The organism is Rhizobium brockwellii, assembly GCF_000769405.2.
Taxonomy (GTDB): domain Bacteria; phylum Pseudomonadota; class Alphaproteobacteria; order Rhizobiales; family Rhizobiaceae; genus Rhizobium; species Rhizobium brockwellii.
This window is the reverse complement of record NZ_CP053439.1, coordinates 4,587,123-4,602,771: the sequence shown is the minus strand read 5'-3', so window position 1 is coordinate 4,602,771 and position 15,649 is coordinate 4,587,123. Positions and strand designations below refer to the sequence as shown.

Here is a 15,649-nt window from a genome sequence, read left to right as displayed (position 1 = left end):
ATTCCGTTTTCGTTCCATATCAGTTAAGAACGGCGCATGGCAAAACGAGTCACCGGACCCGAAATCGAAAAACTCATCCAGCTTCTGGCAAAGGTGCCGGGCCTTGGGCCTCGCTCGGCGCGCCGGGCGGCACTGCATCTGATCAAGAAGAAGGATCAACTGCTAGGCCCGCTGTCGAATGCAATGGGCGAGGCGTATGACAAGGTGAAGATCTGCTCGCGCTGCGGCAATGTCGATACGGTCGACCCCTGCATTGTCTGCACCGACACGCAACGCGATCAATCCGTCATCATCGTCGTCGAGGACGTCTCTGATCTCTGGGCGCTGGAGCGGGCAGGCGCGATGAACGCCGCCTATCACGTGCTCGGCGGCACGCTGTCGCCGCTCGACGGGGTCGGTCCTGACGATCTCAATATTCGCGGGCTGATCGACAGGGTCGGCGAAGGCGGCATCCGGGAACTGATCATCGCGGTCAATGCCACGGTCGAGGGACAGACGACGGCGCATTACATCACCGACCAGTTGCAGGGGCTCGATGTGAAGATCACGCGGCTGGCGCATGGCGTGCCTGTTGGCGGCGAACTCGACTATCTCGACGAGGGCACGCTTGCGGCGGCACTTCGGGCGCGGACGGTGATATGAGGGGATTGCATATGCCGAAAGATACCCCCCTCTGCCCTGCCGGGCATCTCCCCCACAAGGGGGGAGATCGGCTAGAGGCACGCTCATCCGTTCCTCGCGTTTCGACGCTTCAGTACGTGCGACGGTTGCTAAGGGCAAAGCATCGCCTGTTTCCGATCTCCCCCCCTGTGGGGGAGATGCCCGGCAGGGCAGAGGGGGGTGGGCCGCGGCAGGTCATATCGTTTATCGTTATACTCGTAACCGCTCTGATGCCTCTGCCCGCCCTCGCCGCCTCCAAAGCCGATGTCGAGGCGCAGTTCGAAAAATGGGTGCAGAGCGACCTCTGGCCGGAGGCGAAGGCGAACGGCATTTCGGAGAAGGTCTTTCAAGCCGCTTTCTCCGGCATCACGCTGAACTGGAACTTGCCCGATCTTGCCCCGCCCGGTTTCCCGCCGCCGAAGGAGCAGAAGCAGACGCAGGCCGAATTTTCCTCGCCCGCTCCCTATTTCAACGAGGATCAGCTGAAAAAGCTTGCCGCAACGGGACGCGGCTTTGCCGCCCAATATGGCTCGACGCTGAAGCGGATCGAAAAGACCTATGGCGTGCCGGGCTCGATCGTGCTTGCCATCTGGGGCCGGGAGACGGGCTTCGGCGCCGCGAAGATCCCGAATTCGGCGATCGAGGTGCTGGCGACCAAGGCCTTCATGTCGACGCGCAGGGAGATGTTCCGCACCGAGCTGGTGGCCGCACTCCATATTCTCGACGGCGGCGACGTCACTCCTGCCAACTTCAAGGGTTCGTGGGCGGGCGCACTCGGCCAGCCGCAATTCATGCCGACCAGCTATCTAAAATATGCCGTGGATTTCGATGGCGACGGTCACCGCAATATCTGGACCTCGGTGCCCGATACGCTCGCCTCGATCGCCAATTACCTGGTCAAGAAAGGCTGGCAGCGCGACCGCGACTGGGGCTTCGAGGTGTCGATACCGGAGGCGGTCTCCTGCGCGCAGGAGGGACCCGATCTGGCAAAGCCGCTGTCGCACTGGGCCTCGCTCGGCATCGACCGCATCTCCGGCAAGGGCTTTCCCTCCGGCGAGATGAAGGCTGAGGGCATGATGCTGGTGCCGGCCGGCCGCGACGGACCGGAATTCATCGTCACCCCGAATTTCTACATCATCAAGGAATATAATAATTCCGATCTCTACGCGCTCTATATCGGCAATCTCGCCGACCGGATCGCCTATAATGGCGGCGCCTTCCAGGGCAGATGGGGCGATGTCGGCAAGATGCTGCGCTCGGACGTCGCCGCCATGCAGAAGGCGCTGGAACGGCAGGGCTATGATGTCGGTGGTTCCGACGGCCTGCCGGGCTACAAGACGCGGCGTTCGATCGGCCAGTGGCAGGCCAAGAACGGCATGAAGCCGACATGCTTTCCGGAGGCGACGATGAAGGGCAAGCTGAAGTAGGCGGCCTCAGAGATTGAGTTTCAAACCTTCATGGCTGGCGACGAAACCGAGCTTCTCGTAGAAGCGGATCGCATCCCCCCGCGTCTTGTCCGATGTCAGCTGCACGAGGCCGCAACCACGCTCGGCGCATTGGGCGATCGCCCATTCGATGAAGTGCGAGCCGAGGCCAGAGCCGCGAAGATCGCTTGCCACACGCACGCTTTCGATCTGGCCGCGCCACATGCCCGTCCTCGAAAGACCGGGAACAAAACTCAGCTGCAGACAGCCGACGACCCGATCGGCCGCATCGGTTGCGACGGCCAGAAGCTGATTGGCGTCCGCCTCGATCGCCGCGAAGGCCGAGAGGTAACGCGCGTCGACGGGATCCGAAACGATCTCCCTGGTGCCGCCAAGATCGTCATCGGCCAGAAGCCGGACGATGGCGGCAAGATCGGACCGGCGGGCGAGCCTGAATCTATACATGCCTGATCTCTGCATAGCTGGTCTCAATGATGCAGATCGATCGGCGCCTTGTGGAAGACGTCGTTATCAGGCGGAATGGCCTGGCGTTCGATCATGCGGTGGACATGCAGCGGACCTTCACCGCGGTGAAGCGCACGAAGCCTGTCGGTGTTTTCGGCATCGGCCTGCGTGCGCCGCTGGTTGTGTCTTATATATTCGACCCAGGTCGGCGTATGGTAGGTTTCCGTCCAAAGGCTGGGATTTTCGAGATCACGCATCAGCGCCCAGTTGCGGGCGCCGTCGCGGATGCGGATACGGCGGCGTTCGCCCATCAATTCCATGAATTCGGCAAGATCATCATCTCCGATCTCGTAATCGACCTGGATGACGATCGGGCCGCTGCGTGGCGTGATGTCGAGACTGAGGGCCGGCTCGGTGAAGCGATTGAGCGGATCGAGATTGAGCGAGGCGAAGGCCGGCATCGAAAAACGCAGGCCGATGGCGATGCCGAGCAGCATGACGACGGATGACATCAGCAGCGCATCGGCGACGCCGTAGCGATCGGCGGCAACGCCCCACAGCCAGCTGCCGCCGGCGATGCCGCCGAAGGTGACGGTCTGATAAAGCGACAGTGCCCGGCCGACCACCCAGCGCGGCGTCGAAAGCTGGACGATGGTGTTGAAGAGCGAAAGTGCAGAGACCCAGCAGGCGCCGGAAACGAGCAGCCCGGCAGAAGTGAGGACGGCACTCGGGCTCACGGCTGCGATGACCGCGCTCAATGCGAAGCCGGCAAAGGAGAGGCGGATGATTATCTCGCTGGAAAGCACTTGGCGGAGCCTGGCATTCAGCACCGCACCGCCAATCGCGCCGATGCCGAAGGCGCCCAGCATGAAACCATAGGTCAGCGGCCCGCCGGCAACGAGATCGAGGGCGACGACCGGCAGCAGCGCCAGGATCGAGCTGGCGCCGATGCCGAAGAGTAGCCCTCTGACAAGGACCTTTTCGAGATTGGGCGACATCGAGACATAACGCAGGCCGGCGAAAATGGCGCTGCCGAGCGCCTCGCGCGGCAAGGTCGAGACGGGCGTGGCTGGCCGCCAGCGCAGCAGGGCATAGATCAGGGCGAGGTAGCTCAGCGTATTCACCGCGAAGGCCGCAGCCGCGCCGGCAGCGGCGACGATGACGCCGCCGATCGCCGGGCCGACGCTGCGGGTGATGTTGAAACCCATGCTGTTCAGCGTGACCGCTGCGGGCAGATCGGCACGCGGCACCATGTCGCCGACCGAGGCCTGCCAGGAGGGATTGTTGAGCGCGGTGCCACAGCCGATCAGGAAGGTGAAGAAGAGCAGCAGCCAGGGCGTGATCCAGCCGAGAAGGGCTGAGGCCGTCAACAGCGCCGAGACCGTGAGCATCATGCACTGCGCCGTCAGCATCACCCGCCGGCGGTCATAATTGTCGGCCAGCGCACCCGATATCAGCGAAAAGAGCATGATCGGCAGCGCCGTCGAGGTCTGCACCAGCGCGACCATGTCCTCCGAGGCGGTGATCGTCGTCATCATCCAGGCGGCGCCGACCGCCTGGATCAGGCCGCCGAAATTCGAAGATAGGCTCGCGAACCAGATGGTGCGGTAGGTATCGTGCCGCAAAGGCGCCAATGTCGACGAAGTGTAGGCCACGATTTCTCCCGCTTTTGTTATTGCGCGCCAACGGCAATATATGCGCAAGACCGGCGCTGGCCATAGGCCTCATCACGCGCGGCAAGCGAATTGGCCGAATCGGTCGCGGACCTTGCAATTTCGGAAAAACCCGACTATATGCCTCTCAAATTCTTGATCGCTTGATGAAGAGTGGGCCGCAAGGACCCGCTCTTTTTTATTAGCGTGATCGCAGAAACAGCATGAAATTGCGAGGAGCGCACCGCTTGTCGGATCTGACAAACGCAGACAACGAACGTGAGCCGCGGCTGATTACCGAAACCGGGCTCGACCAGCGTCTTGCTGATATCATCGAACCCGTTCTCGTCGACCTGGGCTTCCGGCTTATCCGCGTCCGCATGATGAACCAGAACGGCGCGACGATGCAGGTCATGGCCGAACGCAACGACGGCACGATGACGGTCCAGGATTGCGAAGAAGTCTCGATGGCGATTTCTCCCGTCCTCGATGTGGAAGATCCGGTCGATAAAGAGTATCATCTGGAAGTGTCTTCGCCCGGCATCGACCGTCCGATGGTGCGGAAATCCGATTTCGTCCGCTGGCAGGGCCACCTTGTGAAATGCGAGACGTCGATCTTGATCGACAATCGCAAGCGCTTCCGCGGCAAGATCGTCGAAGCAGGCACAGATGGTTTCACGCTCGAGCGTGACCAGATCGCCTATGGGGAAGAGCAGAAGGTCACCATTCCCTTCACGGCGCTTAGCGATGCGAAGCTCATTCTGACCGACGACCTGATCCGCGATGCGTTGCGCGCCGACAAGCTGGCGAAAGCCCAGGCCGCCAACCAGAACGAAGCGGACGACGAAGAATAACCGATCAACAGACCGCTCCAGGGACGGGAACCCTGGAGTAAAGACGGAGAAACAAGACAATGGCAGTCAGTGCGAACCGGCTCGAACTTCTGCAGATCGCAGATGCAGTGGCGCGCGAAAAAGTCATCGACCGCGAGATCGTGCTGGCCGCAATGGCCGATGCCATCCAGAAGGCGGCACGCTCCCGTTACGGCACCGAGTCCAACATCCGGGCCGACATCAATCCGAAGACCGGCGAAATCCGCCTGCAGCGCTTGCTCGAAGTCGTCGAGAAGGCCGAGGATTATTCGACGCAGATCCCGCTGGAGCTGGCCCGCGACCGCAACCCGGACGCCGCACTCGGCGATTTCATCGCCGATCCGCTGCCGCCGATGGATTTCGGCCGCATCGCCGCACAGTCGGCCAAGCAGGTGATCGTCCAGAAGGTGCGTGAAGCCGAGCGCGACCGCCAGTTCGACGAATTCAAGGATCGCGTCGGCGAAATCGTCAACGGTACCGTCAAGCGCGTCGAATACGGCAACGTCATCGTCGATCTCGGCCGTGGCGAAGGCATCATCCGCCGCGACGAAATGATCCCGCGCGAAAACGTCCGCTATGGCGATCGCGTCCGTGCCTATGTCTATGATGTCCGTCGCGAGCAGCGCGGCCCGCAGATCTTCCTGTCGCGCACGCATCCGCAATTCATGGTGAAGCTTTTCACCATGGAAGTGCCGGAGATCTACGACGGTATCATCCAGGTGAAGTCGGTCGCCCGCGACCCGGGTTCGCGCGCCAAGATCGCGGTGATCTCGAACGACAGTTCGATCGATCCGGTCGGTGCCTGCGTCGGTATGCGCGGCTCACGCGTTCAGGCCGTCGTCGGCGAGCTTCAGGGCGAAAAGATCGACATCATCCCGTGGAGCCAAGACCCGGCGACCTTCGTCGTTAACGCCCTGCAGCCGGCCGAAGTCGCCAAGGTCGTTCTCGATGAGGATGCCGAGCGCATCGAAGTCGTCGTTCCCGACGAGCAGCTGTCGCTTGCGATCGGCCGCCGCGGCCAGAACGTCCGCCTCGCCTCGCAGCTGACCGGCTGGGATATCGACATCATGACGGAAGCCGAGGAATCGGAGCGCCGCCAGAAGGAATTCAACGAGCGCACCAACCTGTTCATGGATTCGCTCGATGTCGACGAGATGGTCGGCCAGGTTCTGGCTTCGGAAGGTTTTGCCGCGGTTGAAGAACTGGCTTATGTCGATCTCGACGAAATCTCTTCGATCGACGGTTTCGACGAGGAGACGGCGCAGGAAATCCAGCAGCGTGCCCGCGAATTCCTCGAGCGTCTCGAAGCTGAGATGGACGAGAAGCGCAAAGCTCTCGGTGTCCAGGACGAACTGCGTGAAATCAACGGCATGACCGCCCAGATGATGGTGGCGCTCGGCGAAGACGGCATCAAGTCGATCGAGGACTTTGCCGGCTGCGCTGCCGACGATCTCGTCGGCTGGTCGGAACGCAAGAACGGCGAAACGAAGAAGTTCGAGGGCCTGTTCTCGAAGTTCGACGTCTCGCGCGTCGAAGCAGAACAGATGATCGTCCAGGCCCGCCTTTCGGCTGGCTGGATCACGCAAGAGGACCTGGCGAAGGGGACCGAAGAAGAGGTCACCGAAGCCGAACAAGAAGCATGATGACCGCGCATGAACCGGACGCTCCTCTCGAGGACGACGATCTTGCAGGTTATGACGTGAACGGACGTATGTGCATCGTGACGCGCGAAAGCGGATCGCCGGAAGAGCTGATCCGCTTCGTCGCCGCTCCCGATGGAACAGTTGTCGCCGATCTGAAGCGCGAGCTTCCGGGACGCGGATGCTGGGTGAAGGTCGACCGATCGCTGGTCGACAGGGCGGTGGCGAAGAAGCTCTTCGCCCGCGCGCTGAAGACGGATGTAAAGGCGGCGGACGATCTCGGCGCGAGTGTCGATCGGCTGCTCGCGGCGCAATTGATGCAGATGATGAACATGGCGCGGAAAGCCGGCCAGTTCGTCAGCGGCTCCTCGAAAGTGGATGCCGCGGTCAGAAGCGGAGCAGCCCTTGCGGTGTTCCACGCGACTGGTGCAGCGGACGACGGCGTCCGGAAAATCGACCAGGCCCGCAAGGCCTGGCACCTCGGAATGGAGACCGAGGAGGAGATACCTTCCTTCCGTCTCTTCTCGGAGAGCGAAATGGAAGGCCTGATGGGCCAGAATGCTTTTATCCATGCCGCAGTGCTTGCAGGGCAGGCGGGTGAAGGTGTAGTGAAGCGCGCAAAGATGCTCGAACAGTACCGTATTGGCGGTCAGTCCCGGGCAGCGGGCGGCGCTGGCCGGCTAAAACAATGAGGCGGTCACCGGCATCGGCCGGTCCCATGCTCATTGATCGACAGTATTGAACGACAGGGTCTGATCTAGTCATCGCTCCCTGTCCGAAGGAACGGGAACGAATGACCGATAGTAACGACGACAAGACAATCAGCGTAGCGGGCAAAAAGACACTCACCCTGAAACCATCGGGGATGAGCCAGGGTACCGTTCGCCAGGATATGGGTCGAGGTCGCACCAAGGCGGTCGTCGTCGAGACCCGTAAGCGGCGCCCGATGCGCCCAGAAGACGAAAAGCCGATCACGCCCGTCACTCCGGCGGCCCCCGTGCGCGCAGCCGAACCGGCGCCCGCACCGGTGCAGGCGCGTCCGCAGCAGCCGACGCCGGCACCGCGGGTTCAGCAGGGCAACAACAACCAGACGAACCAGCGTCCGTCGCAGCAGTCTCACCAGCCGCCGCGCCAGAACGATCGTCCGCGCCCGGTGGTGCTGAACCATCTGTCGCCGGAAGAGATGGACGCCCGCCGCCGCGCGCTTGCCGACTCCCAGGCGCGTGACGCCCAGGATGCGATTCGCCGCGCCGAGGAAGAAAAAGTCCGTGCCGCCGAAGAGGTTATCCGCAAGGCAGCCGAAGCGGAAGAAGCTGCCCGCCGGGCCGCTGAGGAGGCTATCCGGCAGGCTGAGGCACCCGCTGTTGCTGAACCCGCAGCCGCAGAACCGGCTCCGGCCGAAGCACGCACCGACGCCGCACGGCCGCAGCAGCCCGCATCGTCGGCACCGGCCGCACGCCGGCCCGATGCGGCTGGAGCACCTGCTGCCCGTCCGGCACCCGGCGCTGCCGTCCCTGGGGCCGTTCGCGGTCGCCGCGACGAAAAGGAAGAAGACGATCGTGGCGCAGCGCGTGGCGGCCCGGTCCGTGGCCGCGTCGTTCGCCCGGAACCCGCAAAACCGGTCACGACTCGTCCGAAGACGGATGAAGAGCGCCGTCGCGGCAAGTTGACGATCACCACCGCCAACGTCGACGGCGAGGACAATGCCCGCGGTCGTTCGCTCTCGGCGATGCGTCGCCGGCAGGAGAAGTTCCGCCGCGGTCAGATGCAGGAAACCCGCGAGAAGATCTCCCGCGAAGTGGTTCTGCCCGAGACCATCACCATTCAGGAACTGTCGCAGCGCATGTCCGAACGCGCCGTCGACGTCATCAAGTACCTGATGAAGGAAGGCCAGATGATGAAGCCGGGCGACGTTATCGACGCCGACCTTGCCGAAATCATCGCCGGCGAATTCGGCCATACGGTCAGGCGCGTGTCGGAATCCGACGTCGAACTCGGCATCTTCAACGTGTCCGACGACGATGGCGAACTGGTTTCGCGCCCGCCCGTCGTTACCATCATGGGCCATGTCGACCACGGCAAGACCTCGCTGCTCGACGCCATCCGTGATGCCAACGTGGTCTCCGGCGAAGCCGGTGGCATCACGCAGCATATCGGCGCCTATCAGGTGGAGCAGAACGGTCAGAAGATCACCTTCATCGATACGCCCGGCCACGCCGCCTTCACGGCAATGCGTGCCCGCGGTGCGCAGGCGACCGACATCGCGATCCTGGTCGTCGCAGCCGACGACAGCGTGATGCCGCAGACGATCGAATCGATCAACCACGCCAAGGCGGCCGGTGTTCCGATCATCGTGGCGATCAACAAGGTCGACAAGCACGAGGCTGATCCGCAGAAGGTCCGCAACCAGCTGCTGCAGCACGAAGTCTTCGTGGAATCCATGGGCGGTGAAGTGCTTGACGTCGAGGTTTCGGCCAAGACCGGCAAGAACCTCGACAAGCTGCTTGAGGCGATCCTGCTGCAGGCGGAAATTCTCGATTTGAAGGCCAATGCGAACCGGACCGCGGAAGGCACTGTCATCGAAGCCCAGCTCGATCGTGGCCGCGGTTCGGTCGCGACCGTGCTCGTCCAGAAGGGTACGCTGCGTCCGGGCCAGATCATCGTCGCCGGCGACGTCTGGGGCCGCGTGCGCGCTCTCGTCACCGACAAGGGCGACCATGTGAAGGAAGCCGGTCCGGCAACGCCGGTCGAGGTTCTCGGTCTTTCCGGCACGCCGCAGGCGGGCGACAAGTTCGCCGTCGTCGAAAGCGAAAGCCGCGCCCGCGAAATCTCGGAATATCGTCAGCGTCTGGCCCGCGACAAGGCGGCTGCCCGCCAGTCGGGACAGCGCGGTTCGCTGGAACAGATGATGATGCAGCGCCAGAGCGTCGGCATCAAGGAGTTCCCGCTGGTCATCAAGGGTGACGTGCAGGGCTCGATCGAAGCGATTGCCGGTGCGCTGGAGAAGCTTGGCACCGACGAAGTGCGCGCCCGCATCGTCCATTCGGGCGCCGGCGGCATCACCGAGTCGGATATCTCGCTCGCCGAAGCCTCGAACGCGGCCATCATCGGCTTCAACGTCCGTGCAAATACGCAGGCACGCCAGTTCGCCGAACGCGAAGGCATCGAAATCCGCTACTACAACATCATCTACGACCTCGTGGATGATGTGAAGGCAGCGATGTCGGGCCTCTTGTCTCCGGAGCGGCGCGAAACCTTCATCGGCAATGCCGAGATCCTCGAGGTGTTCAACATCACCAAGGTCGGCAAGGTCGCAGGCTGCCGTGTCGTCGAAGGCAAGGTCGAACGTGGTGCGGGCGTCCGCCTCATCCGCAACGACGTCGTCGTGCACGAAGGCAAGCTCAAGACGCTCAAGCGCTTCAAGGACGAAGTGTCCGAAGTGCCGATGGGTCAGGAATGCGGCATGGCCTTCGAAAACTACGAGGACATGCGCGCCGGCGACGTCATCGAGTGCTTCCGCGTCGAGCATATCACGCGCACGCTCTAAGCTGCTGCGCCTGAACTTTTCCGAAAGCCATCCGCCAGCCGGCGGATGGCTTTCGGGCATCTGCTGACTTGACCTTTTGGACCAAAAGAGTCATGGACGCTCTCCTTTGACGGGTTCGATTCCCAGCCGCATCGGCAAATAGAGATAACAATGACCAGACCAACTTCTTCCGCGCCTTCGCAGCGCATGCTGCGCATTGGCGAACAGGTTCGCGCCGCTCTCACCCAGGTGCTGCAGCGCGGCGAAGTGCGTGACGAAATCATCGAGGCGACCGTGATCTCGATCTCGGAAGTGCGCATGTCGACGGACCTCAAGATCGCCACCGCCTATGTGACGCCGCTCGGCGTTTCAGACCACAGCATTGTCATCCAGGCGTTGAACCGTCATGCAAGGTTCATCCGTGGCCGGCTCGGGCCGCAGCTTCGGCAGATGAAATACATGCCGGAGGTACGCTTCCGCGACGATACCAGCTTCGACAACTACAAGAAGATCGACGAGCTGCTGCGTTCGCCCGAGGTGAGCCGCGACCTCGACGGCGATAATGACGAACAATAAACAGAAGAGACGCATGTCCAAACCACGCAAACCCAAAGGCCGGCCGATTTCCGGCTGGCTGATCCTCGACAAGCCGGTGGATTTCGGCTCGACGGAAGCCGTCTCCAAGATCAAGTGGCTCTATAAGGCTGAGAAGGCCGGTCATGCCGGCACGCTCGATCCGCTCGCCTCCGGCATGCTGCCGATCGCGCTTGGCGACGCGACGAAGACCGTCCCCTACGTGATGGACGGCCGCAAGATCTATGAATTCACGGTGAGCTGGGGCGAGGAGCGGGCGACCGACGATCTCGAGGGCGAAGTGACGGAGAGTTCGGACAAACGCCCGAGCGAACAGCAGATCCGCGACATCCTGCCTGGATATATCGGCACCATCAGCCAGGTGCCGCCGCAGTTTTCCGCTATCAAGATCGCAGGTGAACGCGCCTATGATCTGGCGCGCGAAGGCGAAACCGTCGAAATCCCCTCGCGTGAGGTCGATATCTTCCGGCTGACCTTGCTCGCCTGCCCGGACGCCAATCGCGCGCATTTCGAAGTGGAATGCGGCAAGGGTACTTATGTCAGGGCGCTGGCGCGCGATTTCGGGCGCGAGCTCGGCTGCTACGGCCATGTGTCCGGGCTGCGGCGCACCTTCGTCGCGCCTTTCGCGGAAGAGGCCATGGTGCCGCTCGCGGATCTCGTGGCGCTGGAGGCGATCGAGGATATGGACGAGCGCCTGGCGGCCCTCGACGCGCTGCTGATCAACACCTGCGAAGCGCTATCCTCCCTGCCCCATCTGGTCATCAATGACGACCAGGCGCACCGGCTGAAGATGGGCAACCCGATCCTGGTGCGTGGCCGCGATGCGCCGGTTGCCGAAAGCGAAGCCTATGCGACGGCCCGCGGCAAGCTGATCGCGATCGGCGAGATCGGCCAGGGCGAGTTTCGCCCGAAGCGGGTTTTCGCCTGAGCCTATCTGGCTTTCCGACAAGACAGCGATTGTCAGCCGGTCGCGATGCGATATCTTCCCTGTCGGGCAGCCATAGCGGCCCGAGGGGCCATGGGGGCCTGACAGAGGGAAAGACTATGCGTGGAACTGCTATCGGAATCCTGACGTTCTTTTCGATGTTGCTTGCCGTCACCGGCGCTCAATCCGCCGAGCGCTGGGCCGAGCTTCCGGCCTTTCCTTCGATGCCGGTGGCAAAGACGAGCGGCATGGCCGAGGTGAACGACATCAAGATGTATTACGCCGAATACGGCAAAGGCGACCCCATCCTGTTCATTCATGGCGGTCTTGGAAATGCCGAGGTCTGGGGTCACCAGGTCGCCGATTTTGCCAAGGATCATCTGGTCATCGTTGCCGATAGCCGCGGACATGGGCGCTCGACGCGCAGCCAGCAGCCCTTCGGTTATGATCTGATGACATCTGACTATGTCGCCCTTCTTGACTATCTGAAGATCGACAAGGTGACACTTGTGGGATGGTCGGATGGCGGCATCATCGGCATCGACATGGCGATGAAACATCCGGAAAAGCTGACGCGCGTCATTGCCCAGGCAGCCAACGTCACGACCGACGGCGTCAAGGCTGACGTGATGAACAACAAGACCTTCAACGACTACATCAACGTCGCCGGCGACTATTACAGGAAGCTGTCGCCGACGCCGAACGAATACGACGCCTTCGTCACCCAGATTTCCGAGATGTGGGCGACCCAGCCGGCCTGGACGGCAGCGGATCTTGGAAAGATCGCGGTGCCGATCACGCTCGCCATCGGCGACCATGATGAGGCGGTGAAGCTCGATCATACGGAGATGATGGCGAAAGACATTCCGGGCGCAAAGCTCGTCATCCTGAAAAATGCCAGCCATTTCGCCATGCTGCAGGATCCCACGGGTTACGATGCGATGATCCGGGACGCCATGGCGGGCCGCTGAAAACCGCTGCGGGCGCTCCCCTCTTTCCATCGCGGCTTATTTGGTTTATAGGCAGCGCCAGCGTCAGGTTTGCCTGCTCGCATTCACGGCCAAAGCTGGACGACATCCCGGCTTTTGGCGACTTTATCTCCTCCTCTTAGAAAGGATAACCCGATGTCGATCACTGCTGAGCGCAAGTCTGCGCTGATCAAGGAATATGCGACCGTTGAAGGCGATACCGGTTCTCCGGAAGTCCAGGTCGCGATCCTGACCGAACGCATCAACAACCTGACCGAACACTTCAAGGACCACAAGAAGGATAACCATTCCCGCCGTGGCCTGCTGACGATGGTTTCGAGCCGCCGCTCGCTTCTTGATTATCTCAAGAAGAAGGATGAAGGCCGCTATTCCAAGCTGATCACCAGCCTGGGTATCCGCCGCTAAGATTGTCCGGCGGGCGCTTTCCGAGCGCCCGCCGGATGTGTTTCGGGACACGGTTCCCGATGAAATGTTCCAGCCGCGCCCTATCTTTTACGCGGTGGAAAGACCGGCAGACCCGGATGGGCCGGTTCTGCCAAACCAACCGTTGACCTGTCATGGGGCAGGATTGCCGGATGCTTTCGGCCAAGGCTTGTCAATGAGCTTTGGCCCGGTTTCTCAGGAACGCCTGAGGAAACCGAGGATGAAAAGCCTCCCGTTGTCTTGCCCGTGATACGTCACATTGATTGCGGTCGACTGTGCGCTGCGCCTTGATACCGGCGATGGCGCGTGCTCCCGCATTGAAGGACAAGACATGTTTGATACACACACAGTGGAAATCGAGTGGGCCGGCCGCCCGCTGAAGCTCGAAACCGGCAAGATCGCCCGTCAGGCCGACGGCGCCGTTCTCGCCACCTACGGCGAAACCGTCGTTCTCGCCACCGTCGTTTCGGCCAAGGCGCCGAAGGCCGGCCAGGACTTCTTTCCGCTCACCGTCAACTACCAGGAAAAGACCTATGCGGCCGGCAAGATCCCCGGCGGCTATTTCAAGCGCGAAGGCCGTCCGAGCGAAAAGGAAACCCTGGTTTCCCGCCTGATCGACCGCCCGATCCGCCCGCTCTTCCCTGAGGGCTACAAGAACGACACGCAGGTTGTCGTTACCGTTATCCAGCATGACCTCGAAAACGATCCCGATGTGCTGTCGATGGTTGCCACCTCGGCTGCGCTGACGCTGTCCGGCATTCCCTTCATGGGCCCGGTCGGCGGTGCGCGCGTCGGCTACATCAACGGCGAATACGTTCTCAACCCGCATCTCGACGAGATGGACGAATCGAGCCTCGACCTGGTCGTCGCCGGCACCTATGACGCCGTGCTGATGGTGGAATCCGAAGCCAAGGAACTTAACGAAGACGTCATGCTCGGCGCCGTCATGTTCGGCCACAAGGGCTTCCAGCCGGTTCTCGACGCGATCATCAAGCTCGCCGAAGTGGCCGCCAAGGAGCCGCGCGACTTCCAGCCGGCAGACTACTCCGCTCTCGAAACCGAGATGCTCGGCCTTGCCGAAGGTGAACTTCGCGAAGCCTACAAGATCACCCAGAAGGCCGACCGCTACGCCGCCGTCGACGCCGTCAAGGCGAAGGTGAAGGCGCACTTCCTCCCCGAGGAAGGCGAAGCCCGGTACACGGCCGAAGAAGTCGGCGCGATCTTCAAGCATCTGCAGGCAAAGATCGTCCGCTGGAACATCCTCGACACCAAGAGCCGCATCGACGGCCGCAACCTCGAAACCGTCCGTCCGATCGTTTCGGAAGTCGGTCTTCTGCCGCGCACCCACGGTTCGGCGCTGTTCACCCGCGGCGAAACGCAAGCAATCGTCGTTGCCACCCTCGGCACCGGCGAAGACGAGCAGTATGTCGACAGCCTGACGGGCATGTACAAGGAGCGCTTCCTGCTCCATTACAACTTCCCTCCCTACTCGGTTGGCGAGACCGGCCGCATGGGCTCCCCGGGTCGCCGCGAAATCGGCCACGGCAAGCTCGCATGGCGCGCGATCCGTCCGATGCTGCCGACGCCTGAGCAGTTCCCCTACACGCTGCGCGTCGTCTCCGAGATCACCGAGTCGAATGGCTCGTCCTCGATGGCGACCGTCTGCGGTACCTCACTCGCTCTGATGGACGCCGGCGTTCCGCTGGCAAAGCCGGTTGCCGGTATCGCCATGGGTCTGATCCTGGAAGGCGATCGCTTCGCTGTCCTCTCCGATATTCTCGGTGACGAAGACCACCTCGGCGATATGGACTTCAAGGTCGCCGGTACCGCCGACGGCATCACTTCGCTGCAGATGGACATCAAGATCACCGGTATCACCGAAGAGATCATGAAGGTCGCCCTTGGCCAAGCCCAAGGCGGTCGCGTCCACATCCTCGGCGAAATGTCCAAGGCCATCACCGAAAGCCGCGGCCAACTCGGCGAATTCGCTCCGCGCATCGAAGTCATGAACATCCCGGTCGACAAGATCCGTGAAGTCATCGGCTCCGGCGGCAAGGTTATTCGCGAAATCGTCGAAAAGACCGGCGCGAAGATCAACATCGAGGATGACGGCACCGTCAAGATCGCCTCCTCCTCCGGCAAGGAGATCGAAGCGGCCCGTAAGTGGATCCACTCGATCGTCGCCGAGCCTGAGATCGGCCAAGTCTACGAAGGCACTGTCGTCAAGACCGCCGACTTCGGCGCCTTCGTCAACTTCTTCGGCGCCCGCGACGGCCTCGTCCACATCTCGCAGCTTGCTTCCGAGCGTGTTGCCAAGACGCAGGACGTCGTCAAGGAAGGCGACAAGGTCTGGGTCAAGCTGCTCGGCTTCGACGAACGCGGCAAGGTTCGCCTGTCGATGAAGGTCGTCGACCAGGCCACCGGCCAGGAAATCCCGAACGAGAAGAAGAAGGAAGAAGCGGCCGAATAAGCCGCCTTC

13 protein-coding genes are annotated in these 15,649 nt (G+C 62.0%); 11 read left to right on the top strand and 2 right to left on the bottom strand.

Annotation, left to right across the window (positions count from 1 at the left end; translation table 11 throughout):
- Positions 1–36: 36 nt before the first annotated feature.
- Positions 37–642: a recombination mediator RecR gene (gene recR / locus RLCC275e_RS22410; protein ID WP_003555792.1), complete on the top strand. Its 606-nt coding sequence runs from the start codon at positions 37–39 to the stop codon at positions 640–642.
- Between the two features lie 176 nt (positions 643–818).
- Entirely contained in the window at positions 819–2,087 is a 1,269-nt protein-coding gene (locus tag RLCC275e_RS22405; RefSeq protein ID WP_033181748.1) for a lytic murein transglycosylase, read from the top strand.
- Between the two features lie 6 nt (positions 2,088–2,093).
- On the opposite strand, the gene RLCC275e_RS22400 is transcribed toward RLCC275e_RS22405, so the two are convergent.
- Entirely contained in the window at positions 2,094–2,549 is a 456-nt protein-coding gene (locus RLCC275e_RS22400; protein WP_033181085.1) for a GNAT family N-acetyltransferase, read from the bottom strand.
- Between the two features lie 23 nt (positions 2,550–2,572).
- Entirely contained in the window at positions 2,573–4,252 is a 1,680-nt protein-coding gene (locus RLCC275e_RS22395) for an MFS transporter (RefSeq protein ID WP_171816918.1), read from the bottom strand.
- Between the two features lie 197 nt (positions 4,253–4,449).
- Here RLCC275e_RS22395 and rimP point away from each other — a divergent pair, with 197 nt between their 5' ends.
- The 9 genes from rimP (at position 4,450) to pnp (ending at position 15,640) form a co-directional block, all read left to right on the top strand.
- Positions 4,450–5,055: a ribosome maturation factor RimP gene (gene rimP, locus RLCC275e_RS22390; protein ID WP_003544329.1), complete on the top strand. Its 606-nt coding sequence runs from the start codon at positions 4,450–4,452 to the stop codon at positions 5,053–5,055.
- A 59-nt stretch (positions 5,056–5,114) separates the two neighbouring features.
- Positions 5,115–6,716 carry a transcription termination factor NusA gene (gene nusA / locus RLCC275e_RS22385; protein ID WP_011649948.1) on the top strand — a complete coding sequence of 534 codons (1,602 nt, stop codon included), beginning with the start codon at positions 5,115–5,117 and terminating at the stop codon, positions 6,714–6,716.
- Complete coding sequence (locus RLCC275e_RS22380) at positions 6,713–7,405, top strand: RNA-binding protein (protein ID WP_003555784.1); 693 nt, start codon at positions 6,713–6,715, stop codon at positions 7,403–7,405. Before nusA ends, RLCC275e_RS22380 begins: the two co-directional genes overlap by 4 nt.
- Before the next feature lie 101 nt (positions 7,406–7,506).
- Complete coding sequence (gene infB / locus RLCC275e_RS22375; RefSeq protein ID WP_033181083.1) at positions 7,507–10,260, top strand: translation initiation factor IF-2; 2,754 nt, start codon at positions 7,507–7,509, stop codon at positions 10,258–10,260.
- 150 nt (positions 10,261–10,410) lie between these two features.
- Complete coding sequence (gene rbfA / locus RLCC275e_RS22370) at positions 10,411–10,815, top strand: 30S ribosome-binding factor RbfA (protein ID WP_033181082.1); 405 nt, start codon at positions 10,411–10,413, stop codon at positions 10,813–10,815.
- 13 nt (positions 10,816–10,828) lie between these two features.
- Positions 10,829–11,761 carry a tRNA pseudouridine(55) synthase TruB gene (truB, locus tag RLCC275e_RS22365; RefSeq protein WP_033181081.1) on the top strand — a complete coding sequence of 311 codons (933 nt, stop codon included), beginning with the start codon at positions 10,829–10,831 and terminating at the stop codon, positions 11,759–11,761.
- A gap of 116 nt (positions 11,762–11,877) precedes the next feature.
- Positions 11,878–12,729 carry an alpha/beta fold hydrolase gene (locus tag RLCC275e_RS22360; protein ID WP_033181080.1) on the top strand — a complete coding sequence of 284 codons (852 nt, stop codon included), beginning with the start codon at positions 11,878–11,880 and terminating at the stop codon, positions 12,727–12,729.
- A 153-nt stretch (positions 12,730–12,882) separates the two neighbouring features.
- Entirely contained in the window at positions 12,883–13,152 is a 270-nt protein-coding gene (gene rpsO / locus RLCC275e_RS22355; protein WP_003544317.1) for a 30S ribosomal protein S15, read from the top strand.
- 349 nt (positions 13,153–13,501) lie between these two features.
- Positions 13,502–15,640 (top strand): polyribonucleotide nucleotidyltransferase, encoded by a 2,139-nt coding sequence (gene pnp, locus RLCC275e_RS22350; protein ID WP_003555779.1) that lies wholly within the window; start codon positions 13,502–13,504, stop codon positions 15,638–15,640.
- The last annotated feature ends 9 nt before the right edge of the window (positions 15,641–15,649 follow it).

Coding starts and splice junctions, on each gene's coding strand:
- recR (WP_003555792.1), top strand. CDS start 37: ATGGCAAAACGAGTCACCGGACCCGAAATCGAAAAACTCATCCAGCTT.
- RLCC275e_RS22405 (WP_033181748.1), top strand. CDS start 819: ATGCCCGGCAGGGCAGAGGGGGGTGGGCCGCGGCAGGTCATATCGTTT.
- RLCC275e_RS22400 (WP_033181085.1), bottom strand. CDS start 2,549: ATGTATAGATTCAGGCTCGCCCGCCGGTCCGATCTTGCCGCCATCGTC.
- nusA (WP_011649948.1), top strand. CDS start 5,115: ATGGCAGTCAGTGCGAACCGGCTCGAACTTCTGCAGATCGCAGATGCA.
- RLCC275e_RS22380 (WP_003555784.1), top strand. CDS start 6,713: ATGATGACCGCGCATGAACCGGACGCTCCTCTCGAGGACGACGATCTT.
- infB (WP_033181083.1), top strand. CDS start 7,507: ATGACCGATAGTAACGACGACAAGACAATCAGCGTAGCGGGCAAAAAG.
- rbfA (WP_033181082.1), top strand. CDS start 10,411: ATGACCAGACCAACTTCTTCCGCGCCTTCGCAGCGCATGCTGCGCATT.
- truB (WP_033181081.1), top strand. CDS start 10,829: ATGTCCAAACCACGCAAACCCAAAGGCCGGCCGATTTCCGGCTGGCTG.
- RLCC275e_RS22360 (WP_033181080.1), top strand. CDS start 11,878: ATGCGTGGAACTGCTATCGGAATCCTGACGTTCTTTTCGATGTTGCTT.
- rpsO (WP_003544317.1), top strand. CDS start 12,883: ATGTCGATCACTGCTGAGCGCAAGTCTGCGCTGATCAAGGAATATGCG.
- pnp (WP_003555779.1), top strand. CDS start 13,502: ATGTTTGATACACACACAGTGGAAATCGAGTGGGCCGGCCGCCCGCTG.